Below are 22,046 nucleotides of genomic sequence, written 5' to 3'. Positions count from 1 at the left end.
ATAGTAGATAAACTAACGAATTTTCAAAATAAATATGAAAAAATAGATATAGAAAAAATGTAATAGATGAATGATAACTGTAAAAAATAAGCATTTAGAAGATCTGAGCAGTTGAAAAAATAAAATTAATACTTTTGAGGAAACGATTAATTTTAAATAAAAAATAGCTAAATGATATTTCTATTAGAATAAAGTGCCTGTAATAAAAATTACAGGCTATATAATTAATATCTTATTTTTTTGATAAAATTAAACTTGGATTTATCCAATATTGGATTGGTTTTAGTTCCGACAAATATAGACTTATACCTACAATAACCATAGACATTGGAAATTCGAATAATATAGGATAAGAAACCTCTATGGGTGGAAGCAAATACATTCTAATTCCTGAAATAGTAAATATTATACAAGGATGTACTAAGAAAATACCCAAAGAATATTTCCCTAACTTATAAAATCGGTCCGTAGCTAAATTCATTACACAATTAATGCTGATCATGCTGATTAAATAAAAAGATGCTCTATATAGAAATCCTTGAAAAACTGTTGGATAAGTAGCTTTGTAAGACCCTTCTCCGAAAGTGGCCATTAAAAAATGGAAGAGGTCTTTATAAAAACATAATCCAATAAAAATTATAAGTAAAACAGCAAACGAAATTAAAGGGTTAACCTTTCTAATTTTATTAAAAATATTTTCAGTACAATAATAGCCTAGAATAAAATATGGAAAGAAAGTAATTATTCGAAAAGCATTCAATTGTATATCTATAAATCCAAATAACAAAGGAATTATTAAAGATAAGCTGAAAACTAATGCAAATTTTAATTTAAATTTAGCTATATAATAAATCATAAACCTCCATACTAACAGTCCTACTATATACCAAAGACCTCCCTTTGGAAGAATAAAAATGGAAATTATTTCTTCGAAGATATTAAATTGATTTGAAGGAGGGTTTATCGAGTGTGCAATTATTAAGGGTATTGAATAAGTCAGTTGAGCTACGATATAAGTGAGAAATAAAGTTTTAAAAGATTTTTTATATTTATCCCAAGTGATAGTTTTAGAAAAGTAACCGGAAATAAATATAAATAGTGGCATGGTAAAGGTTGAGAGAAAACTTACCAAAACTTCAGTACCTCTATCCTTGTTGTATTGACTTTCGGTGGTATGAGCATATACTACAAAACAAACTAATATAAATTTCAGAGAATCAAAGATCTTATTCCTATTCATTTTAAAAAACGATTAAATTAACAGTTGACAAAGCTAAAAATATAATGCTGAACGTCCAAATTAATAAGTAAAATATAATATATATTCTTTTTCAGTACAAATTGAATAATAAAAAAAATAAAATCACATTACATGTAATTAAATTATATCAAGTTGAGTCCAAAAATAATTCGTATAAATATAAAATTAATATATTAATATAGAATAAAATTAACCGTTTGCAGGATAGTACGTTATTAAAGAAAATTATATAATTTTATCCAATCCTTTCCTTTTTTTTATTTTTTGTACTTTAAACTGTGAAGGAGTTATACTGGTAATTTTTTTAAATTGCGCAGATAAATGAGCTACACTACTATATCCTAATTTATAAGAAATTTCAGATAAGTTAAGTTCATCATACGACAATAATTCTTTTACTTTTTCTATTTTTTGAAGAATTACATAATGCTCAATTGTTATACCGGTGGTAGAAGAAAACAATTTGCTTAGATATGAATAGTCTTTATTTAAATTTTCCGATAAAAATTCTGAATAATTAGATGATTGTTTTTTATATTCTTGAATTTGAGAAATTACTAAAGCTTTAATTTTTTCTATAATTTTTTGATTGGAATCACTAATCAATTCAAATCCGATTTTATTTAATTTAGCATTAAAAATTTGTTTTACTTCTTTGCTCATTTCATCCGTTAAGATTACTTCTCCAAGATCTATACTAACCGGCTGTATACGAATTTCTTTTAATATTTCTTCAACTGCAAGTATACAACGATTACAAACCATATTTTTAATATATAAAATCATAGGTGAAATTTTATACAAATGTAATGCCTAATTCACAACCATATAAGTAAGGTTTCTTATTTATGGAACATTACTATAAGATAATTAAATGCATTAAAATTAATAGTTTTTTATAAATTTGCATAAAAAAATGGCATTATTAGCACCTTCCATTCTTTCAGCAAATTTCGGAAATTTAGATAAGGATGTAGATATGATCAATTCGAGTGAAGCCGATTGGTTTCATATTGATATTATGGATGGAGTATTTGTTCCCAACATTTCTTTTGGTTTTCCAATAGTTGAAGCGGTAAATAAAAAAGCTAAAAAGATTAAAGATGCTCATTTAATGATCGTTAATCCAGATCAATATTTGGATACATTTAAAAAATTAGGAGTAGACTATTTAACTGTTCATTATGAAGCCTGCACACATCTACATAGAACTATCCAAGAAATTAAAAAATTAGGTATGAAAGCAGGTGTAGCTTTAAATCCGCATACTAATATAAATTTACTGGAAGATATTATTGAAATTCTTGATTTGGTATTAGTAATGAGTGTAAATCCTGGATTTGGTGGACAAAAATTTATTGAAAATACTTATAAAAAAATAGGAGTCAGTAAAGATCTTATCATTCAAAAAAATTCAAAAGCATTAATTCAAGTAGATGGAGGAGTGAGCTTAGAAAATGCAAAAAAACTTGCAGATACAGGAGCAGATGTTCTTGTGGCAGGAAGTAGTGTATTTAATGCACAGGACCCAATTCAGATGATTAAAGATTTAAAATCCTGTACTATATAAATTTATAAGCCAGTTTCTTAATGAAAGAAAGTAGAATCCATTTCATTGTCAATCCTATTTCAGGTAAAGGACAGGGTTTAGAAGTAAAGAATAGGATTAAAGAGCTTTTTGCAGATTATGATATTGAGATTAAGCTTACAAGAAAAAAAAATGATGGCTTTAAATTAGCTCTGGAATCCATAGAAGCAGGAGCAGATATCATTGTAAGTTGCGGTGGAGACGGTACACTCAATGAAGTAGCCTCTGCCTTAGTAAATAAACAAGTCATATTAGCTATTGTGCCTATAGGATCCGGAAATGGTTTGGCTCGACATTTGAAAATTCCGCTCACTTATGATGTCGCTTTACAATTTATTAAAAATTCACAAAAAAATATAAAAAAAATTGATTGTGGTAAGATAAATCAACAGTATTTTTTTAGCAATGCTGGAATTGGGTTTGATGCAGAAACTGTGAAAATTTATGCACATCAGAAACAAAGACAATTGATAGGATATGTGAAAAGCTTATTAATAAGCGTTTTTAAATTTAAGCCGATTGATTTATCTGTTCTTTCCAAATCTAAAAAATTTACAGGAAAAGCAATGATGCTTAATATTTCAAATAGTAACTGTTTAGGTTATGGTTTTTCCATTTCTCCTGATGCTTCTTTACAAGATGGGCAATTTGATATAAATTTAATTACCCAATGTTCTTGGATTACATTTTGCCTAATCGGCTTACAATTTTTGTTAAATACAAATATTGGAAGTAAGAAAAATATATTTTTTAAAACGAATCAATTAGACATTCAGCTTGATACTGATTATTTGCAGATAGATGGTGAATTTACTCCCATACATGCGAGGAACTTATCTATTACATTGGAGCCTAAAGCACTTAAGGTATTAGTTGGATAATCAATTTTTTAATAATTCGAATCATTAAAACAGTTCTTTATAGCCATTTTAAAAGTATTTTTAATGATAATAAAGAATTTCAATGAAATATCAAAATAACTAAGAGGTAGTTAAATTCATTCTTACTCAAATACCTTCCACCTTAAAAATCGATATTTTTATAAGTAAATCAGTATAAATATAAGAGTATTATTGATTATAAAATCAATATACATTATTGATTAAATACTTAATGGTGATGCTCTTGGTAAATAGTTTTTTTGTAAAAAAAATATAATTTTAAAATGTCCATAGATAATTTGTATTATATAAAATATTTACTTTGAAGATATCGTCAAAATCAGTAGATTTGAACCTATACAGTAAATAAAGAATACCAGTTTAAAGCAAAAAATAAAATGGACCAATTTTCATTTTTAAATGCAATAGATTCAGAACATATAGATGAGTTGTACCAGAAATATTTAAAATTTCCGGATAGTATTGAACCTAGTTGGAGAATTTTTTTTCAAGGTTTCGATTTTGCTAGCAAATCTTATAATCAAGTTTCAGCAAACGAGCCAAATACAATAAATACCACTTCTAGTAATAAGTTTGAAATTTCGGAAGATATAATACGTGAATTCAAAATAGTAAATCTCATAAATGGTTATAGGACAAGAGGACATTTATTTACTAAAACAAATCCGGTAAGACAAAGAAGAAAATATACACCTGATTTGAACATAGAAAATTTTGGACTTAGCCAATCAGATTTATCAGTTCGCGTAAACGGCAAAATAATAGGCTTGGAAGGTGACTATACCTTAAGAGAAATAATTGAGATTCTTAATAAAGAATATTGCAGTTCAATTGGTATAGAATATATGTACATTCGAAAACCGGAAGAAATTCTTTGGATTCAAAATTGGTTAAAAAAAGATTTTAATCAGCCCGTACTCGACGTTGAAGAAAAGAAAAGAATACTAAAAAAATTGTCCCAAGCAGTAGCATTTGAAAATTTTTTACACACAAAATTTGTTGGACAGAAACGTTTTTCATTAGAAGGGGGAGAAACCTTGATTCCCGCATTGGATGAAATTATTAATCATTCTTCAGAGTTAGGGGTTGAAGAAATTGTTATAGGTATGGCTCATAGAGGGCGATTAAATGTGTTAGCCAATATCTTTAATAAGTCATATTCACAAATATTTAATGAATTTGAGGGAAAAGATTATATAGAAACCTTATTTTCTGGTGATGTAAAATATCATTTAGGCTCATGTAATAATTATAAAACAAAAAAAGGTAAAACAGTTAAAATAAGTTTAGCTCCTAATCCTTCACATCTAGAAACCGTTGATGCAATTGTTGAAGGTATAGTGAGAGCTAAGACCGATCATGATTATCAGGAAGATTATGGAAAAGTTATGCCGATACTCATACATGGAGATGCAGCAATTGCTGCACAAGGAATTGTGTATGAAGTAATTCAAATGATGAATTTGGATGGATATAAAACTGGAGGTACCATACACATAATAATTAACAATCAGGTAGGATTTACAACGAATTATTTAGACGCCCGTTCCAGTACGTATTGTACAGATATTGCTAAAACGGTATTATCTCCCGTATTACATGTAAATGCGGATGATGCAGAAGCAGTTATTCATGCCGTACGATTTGCATCCGATTATAGAAATACATTTAACAAAGACGTATTTATCGACCTTTTAGGATATAGAAAATATGGACACAATGAGGGGGATGAACCTCGGTTTACCCAACCTCAGCTTTATAAAATAATTGAAAACCATCCGAATCCCAGGGAAATTTATCGAGCCAAGCTTGAAAAAGAAGATATTATCACAAAAAAAATGGTTGCTGACAGTGATGAAGAATATAGAAAGCTGTTGGATAAAAATTTAGAGGATTCTAAAGAAATGAATCAAGCAACCGTAGAATTATTTATGCAACAAGAATGGAAAGATTTTGATAGAGTAGGAGTTTCCGAATTGCTTACCTCTATAGATACAACTTTTCCATTGGAAAAACTGTGCATGATAGCGTATACTATTACGCAAGTTCCTGAAGATAAAAAGCTATTTAATAAAATCAAACGTTTATTAAATCAAAGGAGAGAAATGATAGAAGTAACTCGGGCAGTTGACTGGGGAATGGCAGAATTATTGGCTTATGGAACTTTATTAACTGAAGGACATTATGTTAGATTATCAGGGGAAGATGTGGAAAGAGGAACGTTTTCACATCGTCATGCAGTAATAAAAACAGAAGATACAGAAGAAGAAATTATTCTTTTAAACAATTTAAATTCCAATGCAAAATTTTATGTCTATAATTCCCTCCTTTCCGAATATGGGGTATTAGGATTCGAATATGGTTATGCAATGAGTTCTCCTTATTCCTTAACTATATGGGAAGCTCAATTCGGTGACTTTGCAAACGGAGCACAAATAGTGATAGATCAATATGTATCTGCGGCAGAAGATAAATGGAAAATGCAAAATGGTTTAGTTATGCTTTTACCACATGGTTTTGAAGGACAAGGGGCAGAACATTCATCCGCTAGAATTGAAAGATTTTTATCTCTTTGTGCAAATGGTAATATGTATGTCGTAAATGCTACTACACCAGCAAATTTCTTTCATGCATTGAGAAGACAGTTAAAACCCAATTATAGAAAACCGCTAATTGTTTTTTCACCCAAAAGCCTATTGAGACATCCTAAAGTTGTTTCAACTCTTGAGGAATTAGCAGAAGGTTCGTTTCAAGAAGTAATTGACGATTCAAATGCAATGGAGGAAAAAATAACCAGATTAGTTTTATGCTCAGGTAAATTATATTATGAGTTGGATAAGAAAAGAGAAGAATTAAACGAAGATAGAATAGCCTTTGTTAGAATAGAACAATTATATCCGCTTCATTGGGAGAAAATTAATCAAATATTGGCAAAATACATTAATAAAAAAGAATTAATTTGGGTACAAGAGGAACCGGAAAATATGGGAGCTTGGGGATATATTCTTAAAGAATTCCAAAACTTAAATATTCAAGGAATATATACTTCGGAGAGTGGGTCTCCATCACCGGGATCACATAAAAGATATGAAAAAATACAAAAAAAGTTAATCGATTCCGTATTCCAAAACATTAAATAAACAAAAAATATAACATAACATTTACATTTATGATACTTGAAATGAAAGTTCCCTCTCCTGGGGAATCAATAACAGAAGTAGAAATTTCAACTTGGTTAGTAAAAGACGGAGATTATGTAGAAAAGGATCAGGCTATTGCTGAAATAGATTCCGACAAAGCAACATTGGATCTTCCAGCGGAAGCAAGTGGGACGATAACTTTAAAAGTTCAAGAGGGAGATACAGTTCAGGTTGGTCATATAATTTGCTTGCTAGATACAGATGCAGAAAATCCTAATATAAGAAAAGAAGATTTTGAACAAAATGAAAAGGAGGCAGTAAGTACGGTTACTTCCCAAACATCCCAAGAATCGCAAACAGACTCTTATGCAAAAGGAACTTGCTCGCCGGCTGCAAAAAAAATAATAAAAGAAAAAAATATTTCATTGTCCGAAATTCAAGGAACCGGTAAAAACGGAAGAATTACTAAAAACGATGCTCTTCAAGCAGTACCTTCTTTAGGAAATCAGCCCATCAATGGAATTCGATCATATAAATCCGTTAAGTTATCGGCTTTAAGAAGAAAACTATCCGAGAGATTGGTATCAGTAAAAAATCAAACGGCCATGTTAACCACTTTTAATGAGGTTGATATGAGTGAGATATTTAGTATACGCAATGAATATAAGGAAGAATTCAAAAATAAACATAATGTATCATTAGGATTTATGTCTTTTTTCACTCTAGCAGTAGTCAGAGCTTTAAAGATGTTTCCGGATGTTAATTCAATGATAGATAAAGAAAACAAAATAACCTATGATTTTCAAGACATAAGCATTGCTGTTTCCGGCCCTAAAGGTTTAATGGTACCAGTACTTAGAAATGCGGAAACAATGTCATTTAGAGGAGTGGAACAAACGATAAAAAATCTGGCAGATAAAGTTCGTGAGGGCAAAATTACTGTGGATGAAATGACAGGAGGCACCTTTACCATAACCAACGGTGGAGTTTTTGGTTCTATGCTATCAACTCCGCTTATAAATCCTCCTCAGAGCGCCATATTGGGAATGCATAATATAATAGAAAGACCTGTAGTTAAAAATAAGCAAATCGTGATCGCACCTATGATGTATCTTGCACTATCTTATGATCATAGAATTATTGATGGAAAAGAATCGGTAAGTTTCTTAGTGGCTGTAAAAGAAGCTATTGAAAATCCTATTGATATTTTAATGAATAATGGAATACGTATGGCATTAGAATTATAAAATTTTAAATGTTCTAAAGTTTTGCAATATTTTCAAAATAAGAAATTTAATTAAAATTAATAGTAATAAATTAATGATTCGAGATTGTATATCAAACTGGTTAAAAATGAAAAGAATATTAATATTCTTTACTGCTTTATTCTCTTTTACTACTTTATTAGCTCAGCGATCAGATAGAAAAATATTGGAAGATTTTCTATCAAAACAAAAAGATATTGCCTACGAAAGAATTGAAACTTTAAAAGGAGAGCCTTTAAAATATAAAATTAAGATTAAACAGCCCTTAGATTGGTCAGATAATAATAAAGGCTATTTTAACCAGCAAGTTATTTTAACTCATACCGGATTTGATAATCCTATGCTAATGGAAACACAAGGATATCAGATAAATAATGCTAGGAATAATGAATTGCAACAAATACTAAATTCTAATGATCTTAATATAGAGCATCGATATTTTGGAGAATCAATACCCGATTCAACTATTTTTAATTGGAAATACCTTACCTTATACAATGCTACTCATGATTTACATCACATCAACGAAATATTTAAAAAATTATATAAAAATAAATGGATAAGCACCGGAATAAGTAAAGGGGGGCAAACTACTATTTATTACCGATATTTTTTTCCTAATGATGTAGAGGTTTCCATTCCTTATGTTGCACCAATAAATTATACTTTGGAAGATCGCAGAATTTATAAATTTCTGGATAAAGTAGGAACGCATTCTTGCAGGAAGAAAATACAAGATTTTCAGATCTATATGCTCAAAAATGAAAATAAGGCTTTAAAATATGTAAAAGCGTATTCTGATATAAAAGGACTCACTTATAACTATGTAGGATCTGTAGGAAGTGCATTTGAATATAGCATTTTAGAATATCCGTTTTCATTTTGGCAGTGGGGATATTCTTGCGATTCGATACCTTCACTAACCGATATAGCTCAGGGAGTAGATTATCTTATTAATTCAGTTGATATAAGTTTTTTCAGTGATCAGGAAATAAAACAGTACGCCCCACATTATTATCAGGCAGCTTTGGAAATGGGTTATTATGGATATAATATTCAACCATTTAAAAAATATTTAAATTATTTTACTGAAAATCCATCGGCTACCTTTACTCCTAAAGAAGCTGGAACTGTTATTTATTCGCAGGAGCTTAATAATCATTTAAAAAATTGGCTCGATAATCATGCAAACAATTTCATCTATATTTATGGCGAATTGGATACATGGAGTGCTACTAAAGTAGAACCAACTTTAAAAACAAATTCTATTATATTAGAGTTACCTGGAGCTAATCATGCAAGCGCTAGAGTTACGAATATGAATTCAATGATGAAAGATAAATTTAGTGAAACCCTTTTTAAATGGATAGGAATTAAGACAAATTTTAATTTATTACCATAAAATAATACATAAGCTATATTAGAAATCATACTATTAAATTTATAATTATATTTTTTATTTCTATCGAAAAAAAATTCTGTTTTATATCATATCACATTTACGATACATTTATATAATTAATTTTTAATTTTATAATCTATATGTATCTAAGCTAGTATATATTAATATTATTAGTGACTTAAAAACAATGCATTAATAAAATTATATTTTTTTATGCAAAAGTATATTACTTTATTTAAGGTATGCTTATATAACAATTAATATTTAATTAACAATAATTCTATATATATATTATAATTTTGCTTGTTAATTATTTATCAATGATGGAACTGATAAAAATAGTTATATTTTTTAAAAGTAATATATTTACAATTTTTAAAACTTAGGTGTAAAATGGAAAAAGGAAAGAAAAAGAAGAAAAGATTTTTTACAGATGCATTTGGTCATTGGTTTATTTTAAAAAGATTTCTCATATTCACCTTTGGAGTAATATCTTATAACAGATTTAACGGATTTAATAAATTAAAAATTAAAGGAACTGAAAACCTTTTAAAACTTCCTGATACAAACGTATTATTTGTATCCAATCATCAAACATATTTTGCAGATGTATTCGCTATGTACCATGTTTTTGGTGCAGTAAAGCACGGCTATATAGACACCATAAAAAATCCGGTGTATCTTTTAGATCCCAGAATAGATCTATATTACGTGGCGGCGAAAGAAACTATGAACAAAGGCTTGTTAGCAAAATTATTTTCATTGGCCGGTGCGATTACGGTAAAACGTACCTGGAGAAGTGCCGGAAAAGATGTGAATCGAATGGTTGATATGAATGAAATTGATAATATTTTAAAAGCCTTACAAAGCGGTTGGGTTGTAACTTTCCCTCAGGGAACGGTTACTCCATGGTCGCCGGGTAGGAAAGGATCGGCAAAAATTATCAAAAAAAGTAAGCCTATCGTTGTTCCTGTTGTTATTGACGGATTTAGAAGAGCATTTGATAAAAAAGGATTATTGATAAAGAAAAGAGGTGTAGAACCTAAAATGACGTTCAAGGCTCCTTTAGATATTGACTATGAAAATGAAGATCCGAAAGAAATATTAGCAAAAATTATGGTAGCTATAGAGCAAGATCCAAGTTTTTTGAAAGTGAAAACAGTTGAAGAATTAGAAGCGGAAAAAGAAGAAGAAAAAACACGATCGTTTTTTGAATTATAAAAGTAAATCAAAATATAAAGACAGCAACATTTGCTGTCTTTTTAGTTTAAAAAAGTATCTTTGTTCTGAAAAATATCGGTAAATGAAAATACATTTTATTGCCATAGGCGGAAGTGCCATGCATAATTTAGCCCTAGCCTTAGCACAAAAAGGATACGAAGTTACAGGCTCAGATGATGCTATCTTTGAGCCCTCTCTTTCAAAGTTAAAAAAACAAGGAATACTTCCGGAAGAATTGGGATGGTTTCCCAATAAAATTACTTCTGACCTTGATGCTGTAATTTTAGGTATGCATGCACATTCGGATAATCCTGAATTGATAAGAGCAAAAGAATTGAATATAAAGATTTATTCATATCCCGAATTTTTATATGAGCAATCTAAAAATAAAACTCGGGTAGTTATTGCAGGTTCTCACGGTAAAACCACCATAACCTCTATGATTCTTCATGTATTAAACTATCATCATAAACAAGTAGATTACATGGTGGGCGCACAACTTGAAGGGTTTGATACGATGGTAAAACTTACGGACCAGAATGAATTTATAGTTTTAGAAGGAGATGAGTACCTATCTTCACCTATTGATTTACGTTCAAAATTTCTTCTATATCAGCCGAATATAGCTTTGATCAGTGGTATAGCTTGGGATCATATAAATGTGTTTCCTACATTTGAATCTTACAAACAACCATTTATTTCATTTATTAACAGTATAAGTCCGGGAGGTGCTTTATTATACAACGAAGAAGATAAAGAAGTGGTTGAAATTGTCGAAAATACCTCGAATTATTTAAAAAAGTTTCCCTATCGTACACCAAAATATATAATTAAAGAAGAAAAAGTTTATCTTCCGACTCATGAAGGAGAGGTACAATTATCTATGTTCGGAAGGCATAATTTATTAAACTTAGAAGGTGCTCGTTTAGTATGTAATCAAATCGGAATTCAGAATGATGAATTTTATGAAGCAATTATATCTTTTAAAGGAGCATCTAAAAGATTAGAAAAAATCTATGGAAATAATGAATATATCGTATATAAAGACTTTGCTCATGCGCCCTCTAAAGTATTGGCAACTGTTAAGGCGGTTAAAGAAAATTTTACTAATAAACGATTAATAGCTTGTCTTGAATTGCATACATATAGTTCATTGAATCCGGAATTTTTAACACAATATGCTTATACATTAGAAGCAGCTGATCAAGCCATAGTTTTTTATAGTGAAGAAGCTTTGAAAATAAAAAGAATGCAACCTATCTCAGAAGAAGTAATTGCTAATGCATTCCAAAAAAAAGATATCAAAGTTTTTAATGATCCGAAATTATTAGAAAGCTATTTAAGAAAAATAGAAAAAAATAACTCTGTTTTTCTACTAATGAGTTCGGGAAATTATGGAGGTATTTCTATAAATACCATATTTGAAAATAAGTAAACAATACAGATATAATTCAATAAAAAAACAGATAAAAAATCTTTCTTAATTCTAAGAAAGATTTTTTATATAAATGAAAATTTTAGATATTTTTAATAAATGATAGGTAAGGATCAATACTTTTATCAAGCTCACCATTATTTACTGCTTCATGAGAATTATAAAGAGCATAGAATCCCCTAAAGTTAGATTTTGTATAAGAAAAGGTTATTTTAAAAGGCAATATAAGATCATCAACAGAAAAATTATATTTAGTTAATTTTTCTTCTTTAAGTCCCATAGATATCCCTAAACCAATTTTCTTTTCTTTTAATATAGTACCTCCTTCTCCATATGCCCAACCTTCTGTAAATACTTCATCGATCCACTGTTTAACTAAGGCGGGACAATTAAACCAATACATAGGGAATTGAATAATTAGATTTCCATGCTCTTCAATTAGTTTTTGTTCTTTTTTTAAATCAAATCTATGGTCTGTATTTTCATGACGAAGATGATGTACTGTAAAATTTTCAGGATATTTTTTTAATTCATCCATCCATCTTTTATTTATTAATGAAGTTTCCAAATCCGGATGTCCAATTACTACTAGTGTTTTCATATTATAATTATTTAATTTTCTATTAGAATTAAATTGTTCTCATGTTTTAAATTATATCATGAGGATAAAATTTATAAAGTATACAAGAAATAAATTAAAGTGATCACTTATTTTTTTAAATTTATCATCTATAAATGGTTGTTATTTATTTAATAATTTTAATAAATTTATATCAATTTTATTTAATTATATTCGTTTTTAAATTTTTTTTTGTAAATATAAGGTAGAAATAATAACTTTAGTATATTAACTACCCATTGTATGGTACTAACAAAAATGTAAGTAATGAGTAAAATAAAAAAAGCTTCAACAAATTTTGTCAATAAAAATATTATGATAAATGAATGTCCGGAAATATATGCAATTAACTTAATAGAAGGTAGATGGATACTAATAATATGCTGTTTACTTAATCAAGGAAAACAGAGATTTAGTGAATTAAAAAGAAAAATCCCGAATATTACGGAGAGAATGTTAACCTTACAATTACGCAAGATGGAGGAAAACCAACTTATTACACGTACCGTTTATCCAGAAGTTCCCCCTAGAGTAGAATATGAGTTAACTGAAAGTGGAAAAAAATTAAAGCCTATTATAAAAAAACTGGAAGAGTGGGGTGTACAGCATAGAGAAATGATATCAAAAAAAGCTTTCTAGTTATATCCTAGAAAGCTTTTATAGTTTTCAAACAATAGGTTTTTAAAAATTTAAATTTTTCTTAGATTAATCTCTTTGGATTATTTACATATAAATATCAATTATTATACCTAAGTATTAACCAATTAGAAAAATATTTATTTATGCTTTTATGAATTTTATAAACAATTGTAACTTACCCCTTAGTATTCACTTTGATGGCAGTCTTTCTTTTAAAAGAAGAATTTTGGATAATATTTACAGTAAAAAAAGCTAACCCTATCCAAATAAATAAAAAACAAATAGCATGGGCAGAAGTAAAACCTTCATGAAAAACAAATATTCCGATGATCAGTTGTAGAGTAGGGCTAATGTATTGTATAAATCCTATAGTGGAATAAGGTAAATATTTGATTGCTTTAGCAAACAAAAGTAAAGGCACTGCCGTTACTATACCACCAAATACCAATAAAATTACTGATTTTGTAGCAATTTCCGAAAAAGATAATTCTCCGCTATATATAGAATGTAATAAATAAAGTATAGCCATAGGTGTAATCAATAAGGTTTCCAAAGTAAGCGCTTGTACGGCAGGAAGATTTGCTTTCTTCTTTACTATACCATAAATACTCATACTTAAAGCTAAAATAAAGGAAATATATGGAAAAGAACCATAACTAATGGTAAAATAGGAAACCCCAATAAAAGCAAATAAAGTAGCTATCTTTTCCAGACGATTTAATTTCTCTTTTAGAAAAACTACCCCTAGCAACACATTAATTAAAGGGTTTATATAATATCCTAAGCTTGATTCTACAACATATTGATGCGTAACTGCGTAAATGTATATTCCCCAATTAATAGTAACAAGTATACCTGCAATTCCCATGTAATAAACATTTCGTTTATTTTTTATAACTGATATTAATGCCCTGCGATTTTGAAATAAACAAAACACGGTAAGAAAAATGGAAGACCACAGCATTCGATTCGCTAAAATAACCAGTGAAGGAATTTCAATGAGCATATGCCAATACAGAGGAAGTATTCCCCAAAAAAGGTAGCATAACAAAGCATAAATAAAACCTTTAGAATTAGTAGTATTATTACTTTCAGGCATGAACTAAATATTTAAAAAATCTAAATTATTAAATCTAAATTATAGTTATATAAATTAATTTATATATTATTGCAAGACAAAACTAATTATATGAAAATTTCTATTACTTTAATCATAACTTCATGCATATCTCTTTTATTGTTAGGGCAGAATAATGAAAATATAATAAATTCAAACTCTAAACATGGAAAAAAATATAAAACCAAAGTGGTAAGAGGTTTTGATGAATATAAAGATTTTGATTTCAAATGGATTAAAGTAAAAAAAAATAACAAATATGGATTGATTGACAGTATAGGAAAAGAAATTCTTCCTGTACAATACGATTATATAAGTGGCGTTTTCAACGGTATGTTTTTAGTTCAAAAATATGAAGAAAATAACACAAGACGAATTAAGGAATGTAGCCTTATAAATTCTTCTGGAAATATATTATTACATTCTGATGAAAATAATGGATATAATAATAACTCAATCTTGGGATTTTATATTAATGGTTTAGTCACTGTAAAGATTAATGATAGCGTTGCCTTATATTCTTCCGCAGGACAACTACTCCCTCCAATCTATAAAAGTATAATAGTTTATTATGATAAATGGGTAGTAGCCATAAATAAGGAAGACAAATATGAATTATATACTGTTGAAGGTAATAAAATAGATTCTTATGATTATTTACAATTTATTGAACAAGATACGGCAAGGATATTATCAGGTAAAAAGATAGGCTACATGAATTTTGAAACAGGAGATTTTATTCAGGAGGATAAAATCCAAGATGAAATGAACAAATTGAAAATTATTTATAAAAAAAGACCAATTGAAATATTAAATGGCAATTCTTACGATATAAAAATCCCAAATTTTCCTCTAGGTTTTACATCAGCTATGACAAAAAAATTAGAGTTTCCTTATAAATTAATTGAGGACAATATTAATGACGTTAGAGTTATTTTAAAATTTATAGTAAATAGTAAGGGAGAAATCAGTTCGGTTTTTGTAAAAAGTAATTTAATTTTAATTGGAGATGGAATGGAAGAAAATGCAATTAAAGCCATATATGGAACAAGATCCCTAAAATGGGATCTAGCTACCATTGATGGATTACCTGTTGATTTATATTTTAGATCCCCAATTATTTTTAGATTACCTGTTGAAAAAAATGAATGAAATCCGAAAACTTTTTTAAGATTAAAAAGGATATATAACTATATTCGAAAGTTTAAAAATTTATTCAATAAACAATTACAAGATTTAATGAAGGCTGTTATTAAATTATTGATAGGATCTTACATGTTTTCCTAATGTAAAATATTAATAAGAAGATTTTAAATTATAATTTAAAAAATACCTTTTTTATTTTAGTAACTCCAAGGCTTGCTTCCGTGCAGTTTCGGTTATATTAGATCCACTTATCAGTTGAGCAATTTCTTCAATTCTTTCATGGTGGGAAAGTAAACGAATTTGAGTTTGAGTTTCCCCTTTGATTTCAGTTTTTTCAACCTTAACCTGTATATTTCCTTTAGCAGCAACTTGCGGCAAATGTGTGATAACTAATAATTGCATAGTTTTCGCCATATTCTGCATTAAAATTCCCATTTCGTTAGCGATACGTCCAGAAACACCGGTATCAATTTCATCAAGAATCAGGGTAGGAAGAGCTTCTTTTTCCGACATAATTTTTTTAATGGCTAACATAAAACGTGAACGTTCCCCTCCAGATATAGCTTTTGCTATAGGCTGTAAACGCATGCCCGCATTGGCTGAGAAATTAATAGTAACTATATCCGTCCCCGATTGTGTATAATCATTTGTGTTTTGCATGGAAATTTCAATTTGCGATTTTTCCATACCTAGAAGAGAAAGAATATTCAGTATTTTATTTTCTAATTCAGGAATATGTTTTAATCTCTTTCGGTGCAAAGATTCAGCTAAATTATTTAGATTTGATTCAAGTTTTTGTATTTTATCTTCACAATCTAGAATTTGATTTTCCAAATTGACTAAATCAAAAGTATCTTTAGATAATGTATTACGTACATCAATTAAATCTTCAATGGTGCTAACCTTATGCTTAAGATATAGCGAATTTATTAAATCAATTTTTTGAGAAAGTTCTTCAAATCGCAACGGATTAAAATCTAGCTTTTCCAAAAAGAATTCAGATTCGGAATAAATATCTTGTAATTCCAGCTTTATACTGCTGAGACGTTCTGAAAGTTTCAAAAGATTGGGTGAAAATTGTGAACCTTTATCCATGCGAGAATAAACTTCTCGTATTTGATTCAGCACTCCCATCTCATCATTATCAAAAAGTTGTTTGATTTCGGATAATATTTGTGCTAAGTATTCCGAATTTTTAAGTAAATTAAGTTCATTTTCTAATTCGGTATAATTTAGAGAGTCTAAATTAGCACTGTTCAGTTCATCCAACAAGTAATTTTTGTAATCCAGTTCTTCATTATCCGAGAGTAATTTGTCTTTTAAAGATTGCAACTTATTTTTTTCAAATAAGTATTGATGATATACTTGCTGATATTCTTTTACCTCTACAATAGTATTGGAATAATTATCCAAAAGATGTAGCTGAAACTTCTCATTCATCAGCTCTGCTGAATCAAATTGAGAATGAATATCAATAAGTTTTTTAGTTAAAGTTTGTAATAAATGTAAAGTAACTGGTGTATCATTGATAAATGCTCTTGATTTGCCTGATGGTAGTATTTCCCTTCTTATAATTGTACTAGAATCATAGTCTAATTCGTTATCAGTAAAAAAATCGGAAAATAATTCATGATCAAGAATAAATTCAGCTTCTACAAAACATTTTTCATCCACATTTTTTAAAGACTTGTAATCTGCCCGCTCACCCAAAACTAATTTCAATGCTCCTAAAATAATGGATTTACCTGCACCGGTTTCTCCTGTAACGGTTATCATTCCAGATGGAAAATCAATATCCAGGATATCTATCAATGCATAATTACGAATTGATAAATGACTTAACATAAGTTTTTTAATTTTTAATTTTATTCCAATAATCGTTACTATTGATTGGATTAATTTTTTGTAATAAAGTTTTTAAATCAGAAATATTAAGGGTTGTAACAGAGGTACCACCTGAAAAAATATTTACTATTTCTTCTCGTTTTGCTGTTAAAAAAAGATCCAATGGATAAAATTGATAATTGGAAGAATATTCATTCAACTTCATTAAATTGATAGCGATATTTGTTTTAGCTTGTAATTCATTAGAAGACATCATATCCAATCCATTACGATGATAATTATACGAAATATTTCTTAAGGTATTGGACTTATCATTTATAATATCAGCAATAAGAGAACCTCGGGTTCTCGGCCCATCAAAAGTGTTCCAACCGTTATATCCTTGATTTATGGAATTATCAGAAATTTTTTGAGCTTTGGTAAAATAATCGGTTCCTCCATTTAACGAAAAAGTATCAGCATCATATCCTAAAATCATATAGATATAAAACGCAAGGACATCAGTTAAATTTTTGCCGCTAAAACGAGTTTCATTAAATACAAGATTTTCAGATTCGATATAATTAAATGTAAAATTGGTGTCTTGATAATTTAATACTGGTGTCGTATAACTTGAGTTATATACAGGTCTACTGGATTGAACTAATAAAGTTGCTTTAAATTTATCTGTAGCAATTCTTTCTTCAATAATAATCCCGAAAGAGCATTTGATACGCTCTTGCATTGATAGCTTATTTCCAGGTATCCAATCCGTATTACTGATAAAATCTTTTAAATCCTTTTTTAAGGTATTAAATACTTGATTATTTGATCCTTGAACTTTGCTATAATCAATTTTTACCTCAGCCGATAATTGTTGACAAGTAACCACTATGGGTATAATCAATAACAGAAAAATTAATGGTATATGTTTCATAAATCAGGTTTTTATTCTTACATGAATAGAATTTAATATATTCACAGCGACTTTTTCTTTAGTCTGAAGATCAAAATACTCAATATTTCCCTGCTTATCTAAAATAGTTATTTTATTTGTATCGTAAGAAAATCCAGCGCCATCATCTCGCAAAGAATTTAAAACGATCATATCTAAATTCTTTTTTTGTAATTTTTTAAGAGCATTATTTTCTTCATCATTAGTCTCTAAGGCAAATCCAACTAAAAACTGATTATCTTTAGTATTACCTAAGTGTAAAAGTATGTCTTTATTTTTAATTAACGACAAAGAAAAAGAATCTTCCTCTTTTTTTATTTTAATTTTAGAAACTGTCTTAGGTCTATAATCAGCTACCGCTGCAGCCATAATAACAATATCAGCCCATTGATAATGGGCATCCACAGCCTTATACATTTCTTCAGACGATATAACATCAATTCTTAGTATGGAAGAATAATTAGATAGCTTTTGATTACAAGGACCAGATATTAAGGTAACTTCAGCACCTAATTTTTCTGCAACTTTGGCTATTTCAAAACCCATTTTTCCGGAAGAATGATTTCCTATGAATCGAACCGGATCAATAGGTTCATAAGTAGGACCGGCAGTAATTAAAATTTTCTTTTTATAAAAAAGTAACTCTTTTCGTATGAAATTTTCAATAAAATTTACAATTTCCTCAGGCTCGGCCATTCGGCCTTCTCCCTCTAAACCACTGGCAAGTTCCCCTTTATTAGGAGGTATACATATATCTCCTTTTTGAATAAGCTTTTCTATGTTTTCTTTATTATAAGGATTTTTGTACATATCCAAATCCATAGCAGGAGCAAAGAAAACAATATTTTTAGCAGATAAGTACGTTGCTAAAGCTAAATTATCAGCTTCTGCACTGGCCATTTTAGACAGCGTATTGGAAGTAGCAGGGGCTAACACAATATAATCTGCTTGTAAAGCTAAATCTACATGGCTAGTCCATTCTCCCGTTTTTCCATCAAAAAATTGTGTATATACAGGATTATTTGACAGGGTAGATAAGGTTAGAGGCGTTATAAAATTAACTGCCTCCGGTGTCATAATAACCTGTACCTTACATCCCCGTTTGATCAAAAGTCTTATAAGGGAAGCGGTTTTATAGGCAGCAATTCCACCCGTTACTATTAATACTATCTTTTTCCCTTCTAAAACCGACATGGTAAAATGGTTACTGAGCGTCTGTTTTTCTAAAATAAACTTCGTTATCTAACCATTCTTGTATGGCAATTAATGTTGGTTTAGGCAATCTTTCATAGTATTTAGAAACTTCAATTTGTTCTCTATTTTCAAATATTTCATCAAGAGAATCGCTATTTGAAGCAAATTCATCCAATTTTTGGTTCAAATCATTTTTAATAATAGTATTAATCTGTTCAGCTCTTTTACCTATTATTACTATAGCTTCATAAATGTTACCTACTTTACTCTCAATTTGTTGTCTATTGAAAGTAATTGTTGTGTTTGGCGCATTTAATTCTTTTAAATTCATATTTTGATTGGTGTATAATTTTAGTTAACTTATTTTATTTCTTTCTTTTTCTGCGGATTTTAATTTATCTTCAGATTGCTCTTTGGCTTCATTGATGTTTTTTTCTTTAATTTGATACGTAATCTTGGCATTTTCCAATCTAGAATTTAAACGTTTTGCTTCATCTAAATAGGTTGAGTTTGGAAATAGATTGCAGAATTTATTGTATGAATTAACCGCATCATTAATTCGTTCATTTTGTAATTTATGTATAGAATTAACGGCAAGTTCTGTTTTGGCACGAAGTGAATAAATTAAAATATCTTCGCGTAATTTTGTATCTGGAAAATCGCTCAAAACATTATCAAAAGATATGATAGCTGCTTTATATTCCGTAACTTTATAAAGGGTTTTAGCATTTTCAAAAGCTTTCTTTTCCAGCTTTCTAGTCAAGTCATCTATCATTCGGTTACATTCAGGAATTTTTTCCGAATTAGGGTAAGTGTCAATATATAATTGCAATTCCTTTAATGCATCTCGTGTATTTGTTTGATCAAGATTATAATCAGGCGAATCGACATAGTAACAATAAGCTACCATATATGCCGATTCATCGGCTCTTGAGTCTTTCGGATACGACATTACAAAATTTTTAAACTGATGCGCTGCTAGCCTATAGTTTTTATCTAAATAATTGAGGTATGCAGTCCTATAAGAAACTTCCGGTGCTTCATCGGTTCCTACAACGAATTTAGTTGCATATTCATATAAACTGATGGCTTGACTATATTTCTTTCGTTGTTCATATTCTTCAGCAACCTTTAATATCAAATCTTTATCAGTACTTTTTAAAGCTTGATTTAATCTTCTCTCACAACTAATAAAAAGGAGAAATGATAAACCTAATAGAAGTATTTTTTTCATCTAATTACAAAATTACATTTTTTTATAATTTTAAACAAATAAATAACTTTAATTGATATAAAGATATTTATAGATAATTTATTAATAAAATTAGTAGATATATTACTAAATAGTAAAAACTTAAACAACTATGCTTAGAGTTTCTAGCTCTTTTTCAATTTTACTAATAAGATTTGTAGAGGCAGGTGTTAAAGGTAAACGAGTATAAGGTTTACAAATACCTTTTACGGATAATAAAGCTTTAATACCGGAAGGATTTCCTTCTGCAAATATTAATTCAAAAAGAGTTTTTAGCTTATAATGAATTGTATAGGCTTCTTCTACTTTTTTATCTAACCCTAATTTAATCATCTGAGAAACCTCATGAGGAAGAGCTTGGCCCAAAACCGATATAACTCCGTATCCCCCGGCCAATACTATAGGCAAAGCCAATTCATCGTCTCCCGATATGACCCTAAATTCAGAAGGTTTATCTTTGATAATATTAGTTGATTGTAAAAAATTTGGACTTGCTTCTTTGATCCCGATGATGTTTTTACAATCATTTGACAATCTTAATGTTGTCGCAGCTTCAATATTTGAACCTGTTCTTCCGGGCACATTATATATAATTATAGGCTTATTGCTATTTTCAGCAATTTTTTTATAATGTTGATATATTCCTTCTTGAGAAGGTTTATTATAGTATGGCGATACGGATAAGATTGCGGAAAAATCTTCAAGGTTTGTAGTTTGTAACTGATGTACAATATCAGCTGTATTATTTCCACCAATGCCTAAAACTAAAGGTAATCGCTTGTTGTTACTCTTTAGGATACAATCAATTACCTGTTTTTTTTCTTCTGAATTTAAGGTAGCATTTTCAGCAGTTGTGCCTAAAATAACTAAGTATTCAGTTCCGCCTTCAATATTATAATTTACTAATTTTTCTAACGATGGGAAATCAATCGTTCCATCCTTGCAAAAGGGTGTTATTAAAGCTACACCTAATCCTTGTAATGATTTCATATGAGTAACAATTTTGTCTTTTTACTATAAAAAGTAAAAATACTATTAATTATTTAATTATCTAAAAAAATGAATATTCGATCCTTTTTTTAATTT

Annotated in this window: 19 protein-coding genes; 9 read left to right on the top strand and 10 right to left on the bottom strand. The window is 28.9% G+C overall.

Going from position 1 to position 22,046, the window contains the following annotated elements; genetic code table 11:
* Positions 1-232: 232 nt before the first annotated feature.
* Positions 233-1,240 (bottom strand): acyltransferase family protein, encoded by a 1,008-nt coding sequence (locus Q0T35_RS06765; RefSeq protein ID WP_293919336.1) that lies wholly within the window; start codon positions 1,238-1,240, stop codon positions 233-235.
* Between the two features lie 246 nt (positions 1,241-1,486).
* Positions 1,487-2,047 (bottom strand): AraC family transcriptional regulator, encoded by a 561-nt coding sequence (locus tag Q0T35_RS06760; RefSeq protein WP_293919335.1) that lies wholly within the window; start codon positions 2,045-2,047, stop codon positions 1,487-1,489.
* A gap of 130 nt (positions 2,048-2,177) precedes the next feature.
* Here Q0T35_RS06760 and rpe point away from each other — a divergent pair, with 130 nt between their 5' ends.
* The 7 genes from rpe (at position 2,178) to Q0T35_RS06725 (ending at position 12,214) form a co-directional block, all read left to right on the top strand.
* Entirely contained in the window at positions 2,178-2,831 is a 654-nt protein-coding gene (gene rpe / locus Q0T35_RS06755) for a ribulose-phosphate 3-epimerase (protein ID WP_293919334.1), read from the top strand.
* Between the two features lie 20 nt (positions 2,832-2,851).
* Positions 2,852-3,730 (top strand): diacylglycerol kinase family protein, encoded by an 879-nt coding sequence (locus Q0T35_RS06750; RefSeq protein WP_293919333.1) that lies wholly within the window; start codon positions 2,852-2,854, stop codon positions 3,728-3,730.
* A gap of 398 nt (positions 3,731-4,128) precedes the next feature.
* Positions 4,129-6,891: a 2-oxoglutarate dehydrogenase E1 component gene (locus Q0T35_RS06745; RefSeq protein WP_295841462.1), complete on the top strand. Its 2,763-nt coding sequence runs from the start codon at positions 4,129-4,131 to the stop codon at positions 6,889-6,891.
* Positions 6,892-6,920: 29 nt separating this feature from the next.
* The gene (odhB, locus tag Q0T35_RS06740) at positions 6,921-8,138 is read left to right on the top strand and encodes a 2-oxoglutarate dehydrogenase complex dihydrolipoyllysine-residue succinyltransferase (RefSeq protein WP_295841461.1); all 1,218 of its coding nucleotides are present in this window, start codon (positions 6,921-6,923) and stop codon (positions 8,136-8,138) included.
* A 106-nt stretch (positions 8,139-8,244) separates the two neighbouring features.
* Positions 8,245-9,558 carry a S28 family serine protease gene (locus Q0T35_RS06735; RefSeq protein WP_295841459.1) on the top strand — a complete coding sequence of 438 codons (1,314 nt, stop codon included), beginning with the start codon at positions 8,245-8,247 and terminating at the stop codon, positions 9,556-9,558.
* 393 nt (positions 9,559-9,951) lie between these two features.
* On the top strand, positions 9,952-10,779 hold the full coding sequence (locus Q0T35_RS06730) for a 1-acyl-sn-glycerol-3-phosphate acyltransferase (protein ID WP_293917627.1): 828 nt from the start codon (positions 9,952-9,954) through the stop codon (positions 10,777-10,779).
* An 82-nt stretch (positions 10,780-10,861) separates the two neighbouring features.
* Entirely contained in the window at positions 10,862-12,214 is a 1,353-nt protein-coding gene (locus Q0T35_RS06725) for a Mur ligase family protein (protein ID WP_293917629.1), read from the top strand.
* Positions 12,215-12,296: 82 nt separating this feature from the next.
* Here Q0T35_RS06725 and Q0T35_RS06720 read toward each other — a convergent pair whose 3' ends face one another.
* Positions 12,297-12,815, bottom strand: coding sequence for an NAD(P)H-dependent oxidoreductase (locus Q0T35_RS06720; RefSeq protein WP_293917631.1), 519 nt, complete (start codon positions 12,813-12,815; stop codon positions 12,297-12,299).
* A 285-nt stretch (positions 12,816-13,100) separates the two neighbouring features.
* Between Q0T35_RS06720 and Q0T35_RS06715 the strand changes: the two genes are divergently transcribed.
* Positions 13,101-13,472, top strand: coding sequence for a helix-turn-helix domain-containing protein (locus Q0T35_RS06715; RefSeq protein WP_293917633.1), 372 nt, complete (start codon positions 13,101-13,103; stop codon positions 13,470-13,472).
* Between the two features lie 175 nt (positions 13,473-13,647).
* On the opposite strand, the gene rarD is transcribed toward Q0T35_RS06715, so the two are convergent.
* Entirely contained in the window at positions 13,648-14,571 is a 924-nt protein-coding gene (gene rarD, locus Q0T35_RS06710; protein ID WP_293917635.1) for an EamA family transporter RarD, read from the bottom strand.
* A 90-nt stretch (positions 14,572-14,661) separates the two neighbouring features.
* On the opposite strand from rarD, the gene Q0T35_RS06705 reads away from it, so the two are divergent.
* Complete coding sequence (locus Q0T35_RS06705; RefSeq protein WP_293917637.1) at positions 14,662-15,741, top strand: WG repeat-containing protein; 1,080 nt, start codon at positions 14,662-14,664, stop codon at positions 15,739-15,741.
* A 186-nt stretch (positions 15,742-15,927) separates the two neighbouring features.
* Here the strand turns inward: Q0T35_RS06705 and recN are convergent, their stop codons facing one another.
* The 6 genes from recN to dapA all read right to left on the bottom strand — a co-directional run bounded on the left by recN (position 15,928) and on the right by dapA (position 21,950).
* Entirely contained in the window at positions 15,928-17,580 is a 1,653-nt protein-coding gene (recN, locus tag Q0T35_RS06700; RefSeq protein ID WP_295841456.1) for a DNA repair protein RecN, read from the bottom strand.
* A gap of 7 nt (positions 17,581-17,587) precedes the next feature.
* Entirely contained in the window at positions 17,588-18,496 is a 909-nt protein-coding gene (locus tag Q0T35_RS06695; protein ID WP_293917642.1) for a DUF4835 family protein, read from the bottom strand.
* A gap of 3 nt (positions 18,497-18,499) precedes the next feature.
* Positions 18,500-19,708, bottom strand: coding sequence for a bifunctional phosphopantothenoylcysteine decarboxylase/phosphopantothenate--cysteine ligase CoaBC (gene coaBC / locus Q0T35_RS06690; protein WP_295841454.1), 1,209 nt, complete (start codon positions 19,706-19,708; stop codon positions 18,500-18,502).
* Between the two features lie 10 nt (positions 19,709-19,718).
* On the bottom strand, positions 19,719-20,039 hold the full coding sequence (locus tag Q0T35_RS06685) for a DNA-directed RNA polymerase subunit omega (protein WP_293917646.1): 321 nt from the start codon (positions 20,037-20,039) through the stop codon (positions 19,719-19,721).
* 24 nt (positions 20,040-20,063) lie between these two features.
* Positions 20,064-20,942 carry an outer membrane protein assembly factor BamD gene (gene bamD, locus Q0T35_RS06680; RefSeq protein ID WP_293917648.1) on the bottom strand — a complete coding sequence of 293 codons (879 nt, stop codon included), beginning with the start codon at positions 20,940-20,942 and terminating at the stop codon, positions 20,064-20,066.
* Positions 20,943-21,062: 120 nt separating this feature from the next.
* The gene (dapA, locus tag Q0T35_RS06675) at positions 21,063-21,950 is read right to left on the bottom strand and encodes a 4-hydroxy-tetrahydrodipicolinate synthase (RefSeq protein ID WP_295841451.1); all 888 of its coding nucleotides are present in this window, start codon (positions 21,948-21,950) and stop codon (positions 21,063-21,065) included.
* Positions 21,951-22,046 lie beyond the last annotated feature (96 nt).

The sequence above is a fragment of the uncultured Apibacter sp. genome, from assembly GCF_946479295.1.
Taxonomy (GTDB): domain Bacteria; phylum Bacteroidota; class Bacteroidia; order Flavobacteriales; family Weeksellaceae; genus Apibacter.
The sequence above is the reverse complement of the archived record's forward strand: the minus strand, read 5'-3'. Positions and strand labels throughout refer to the sequence as shown.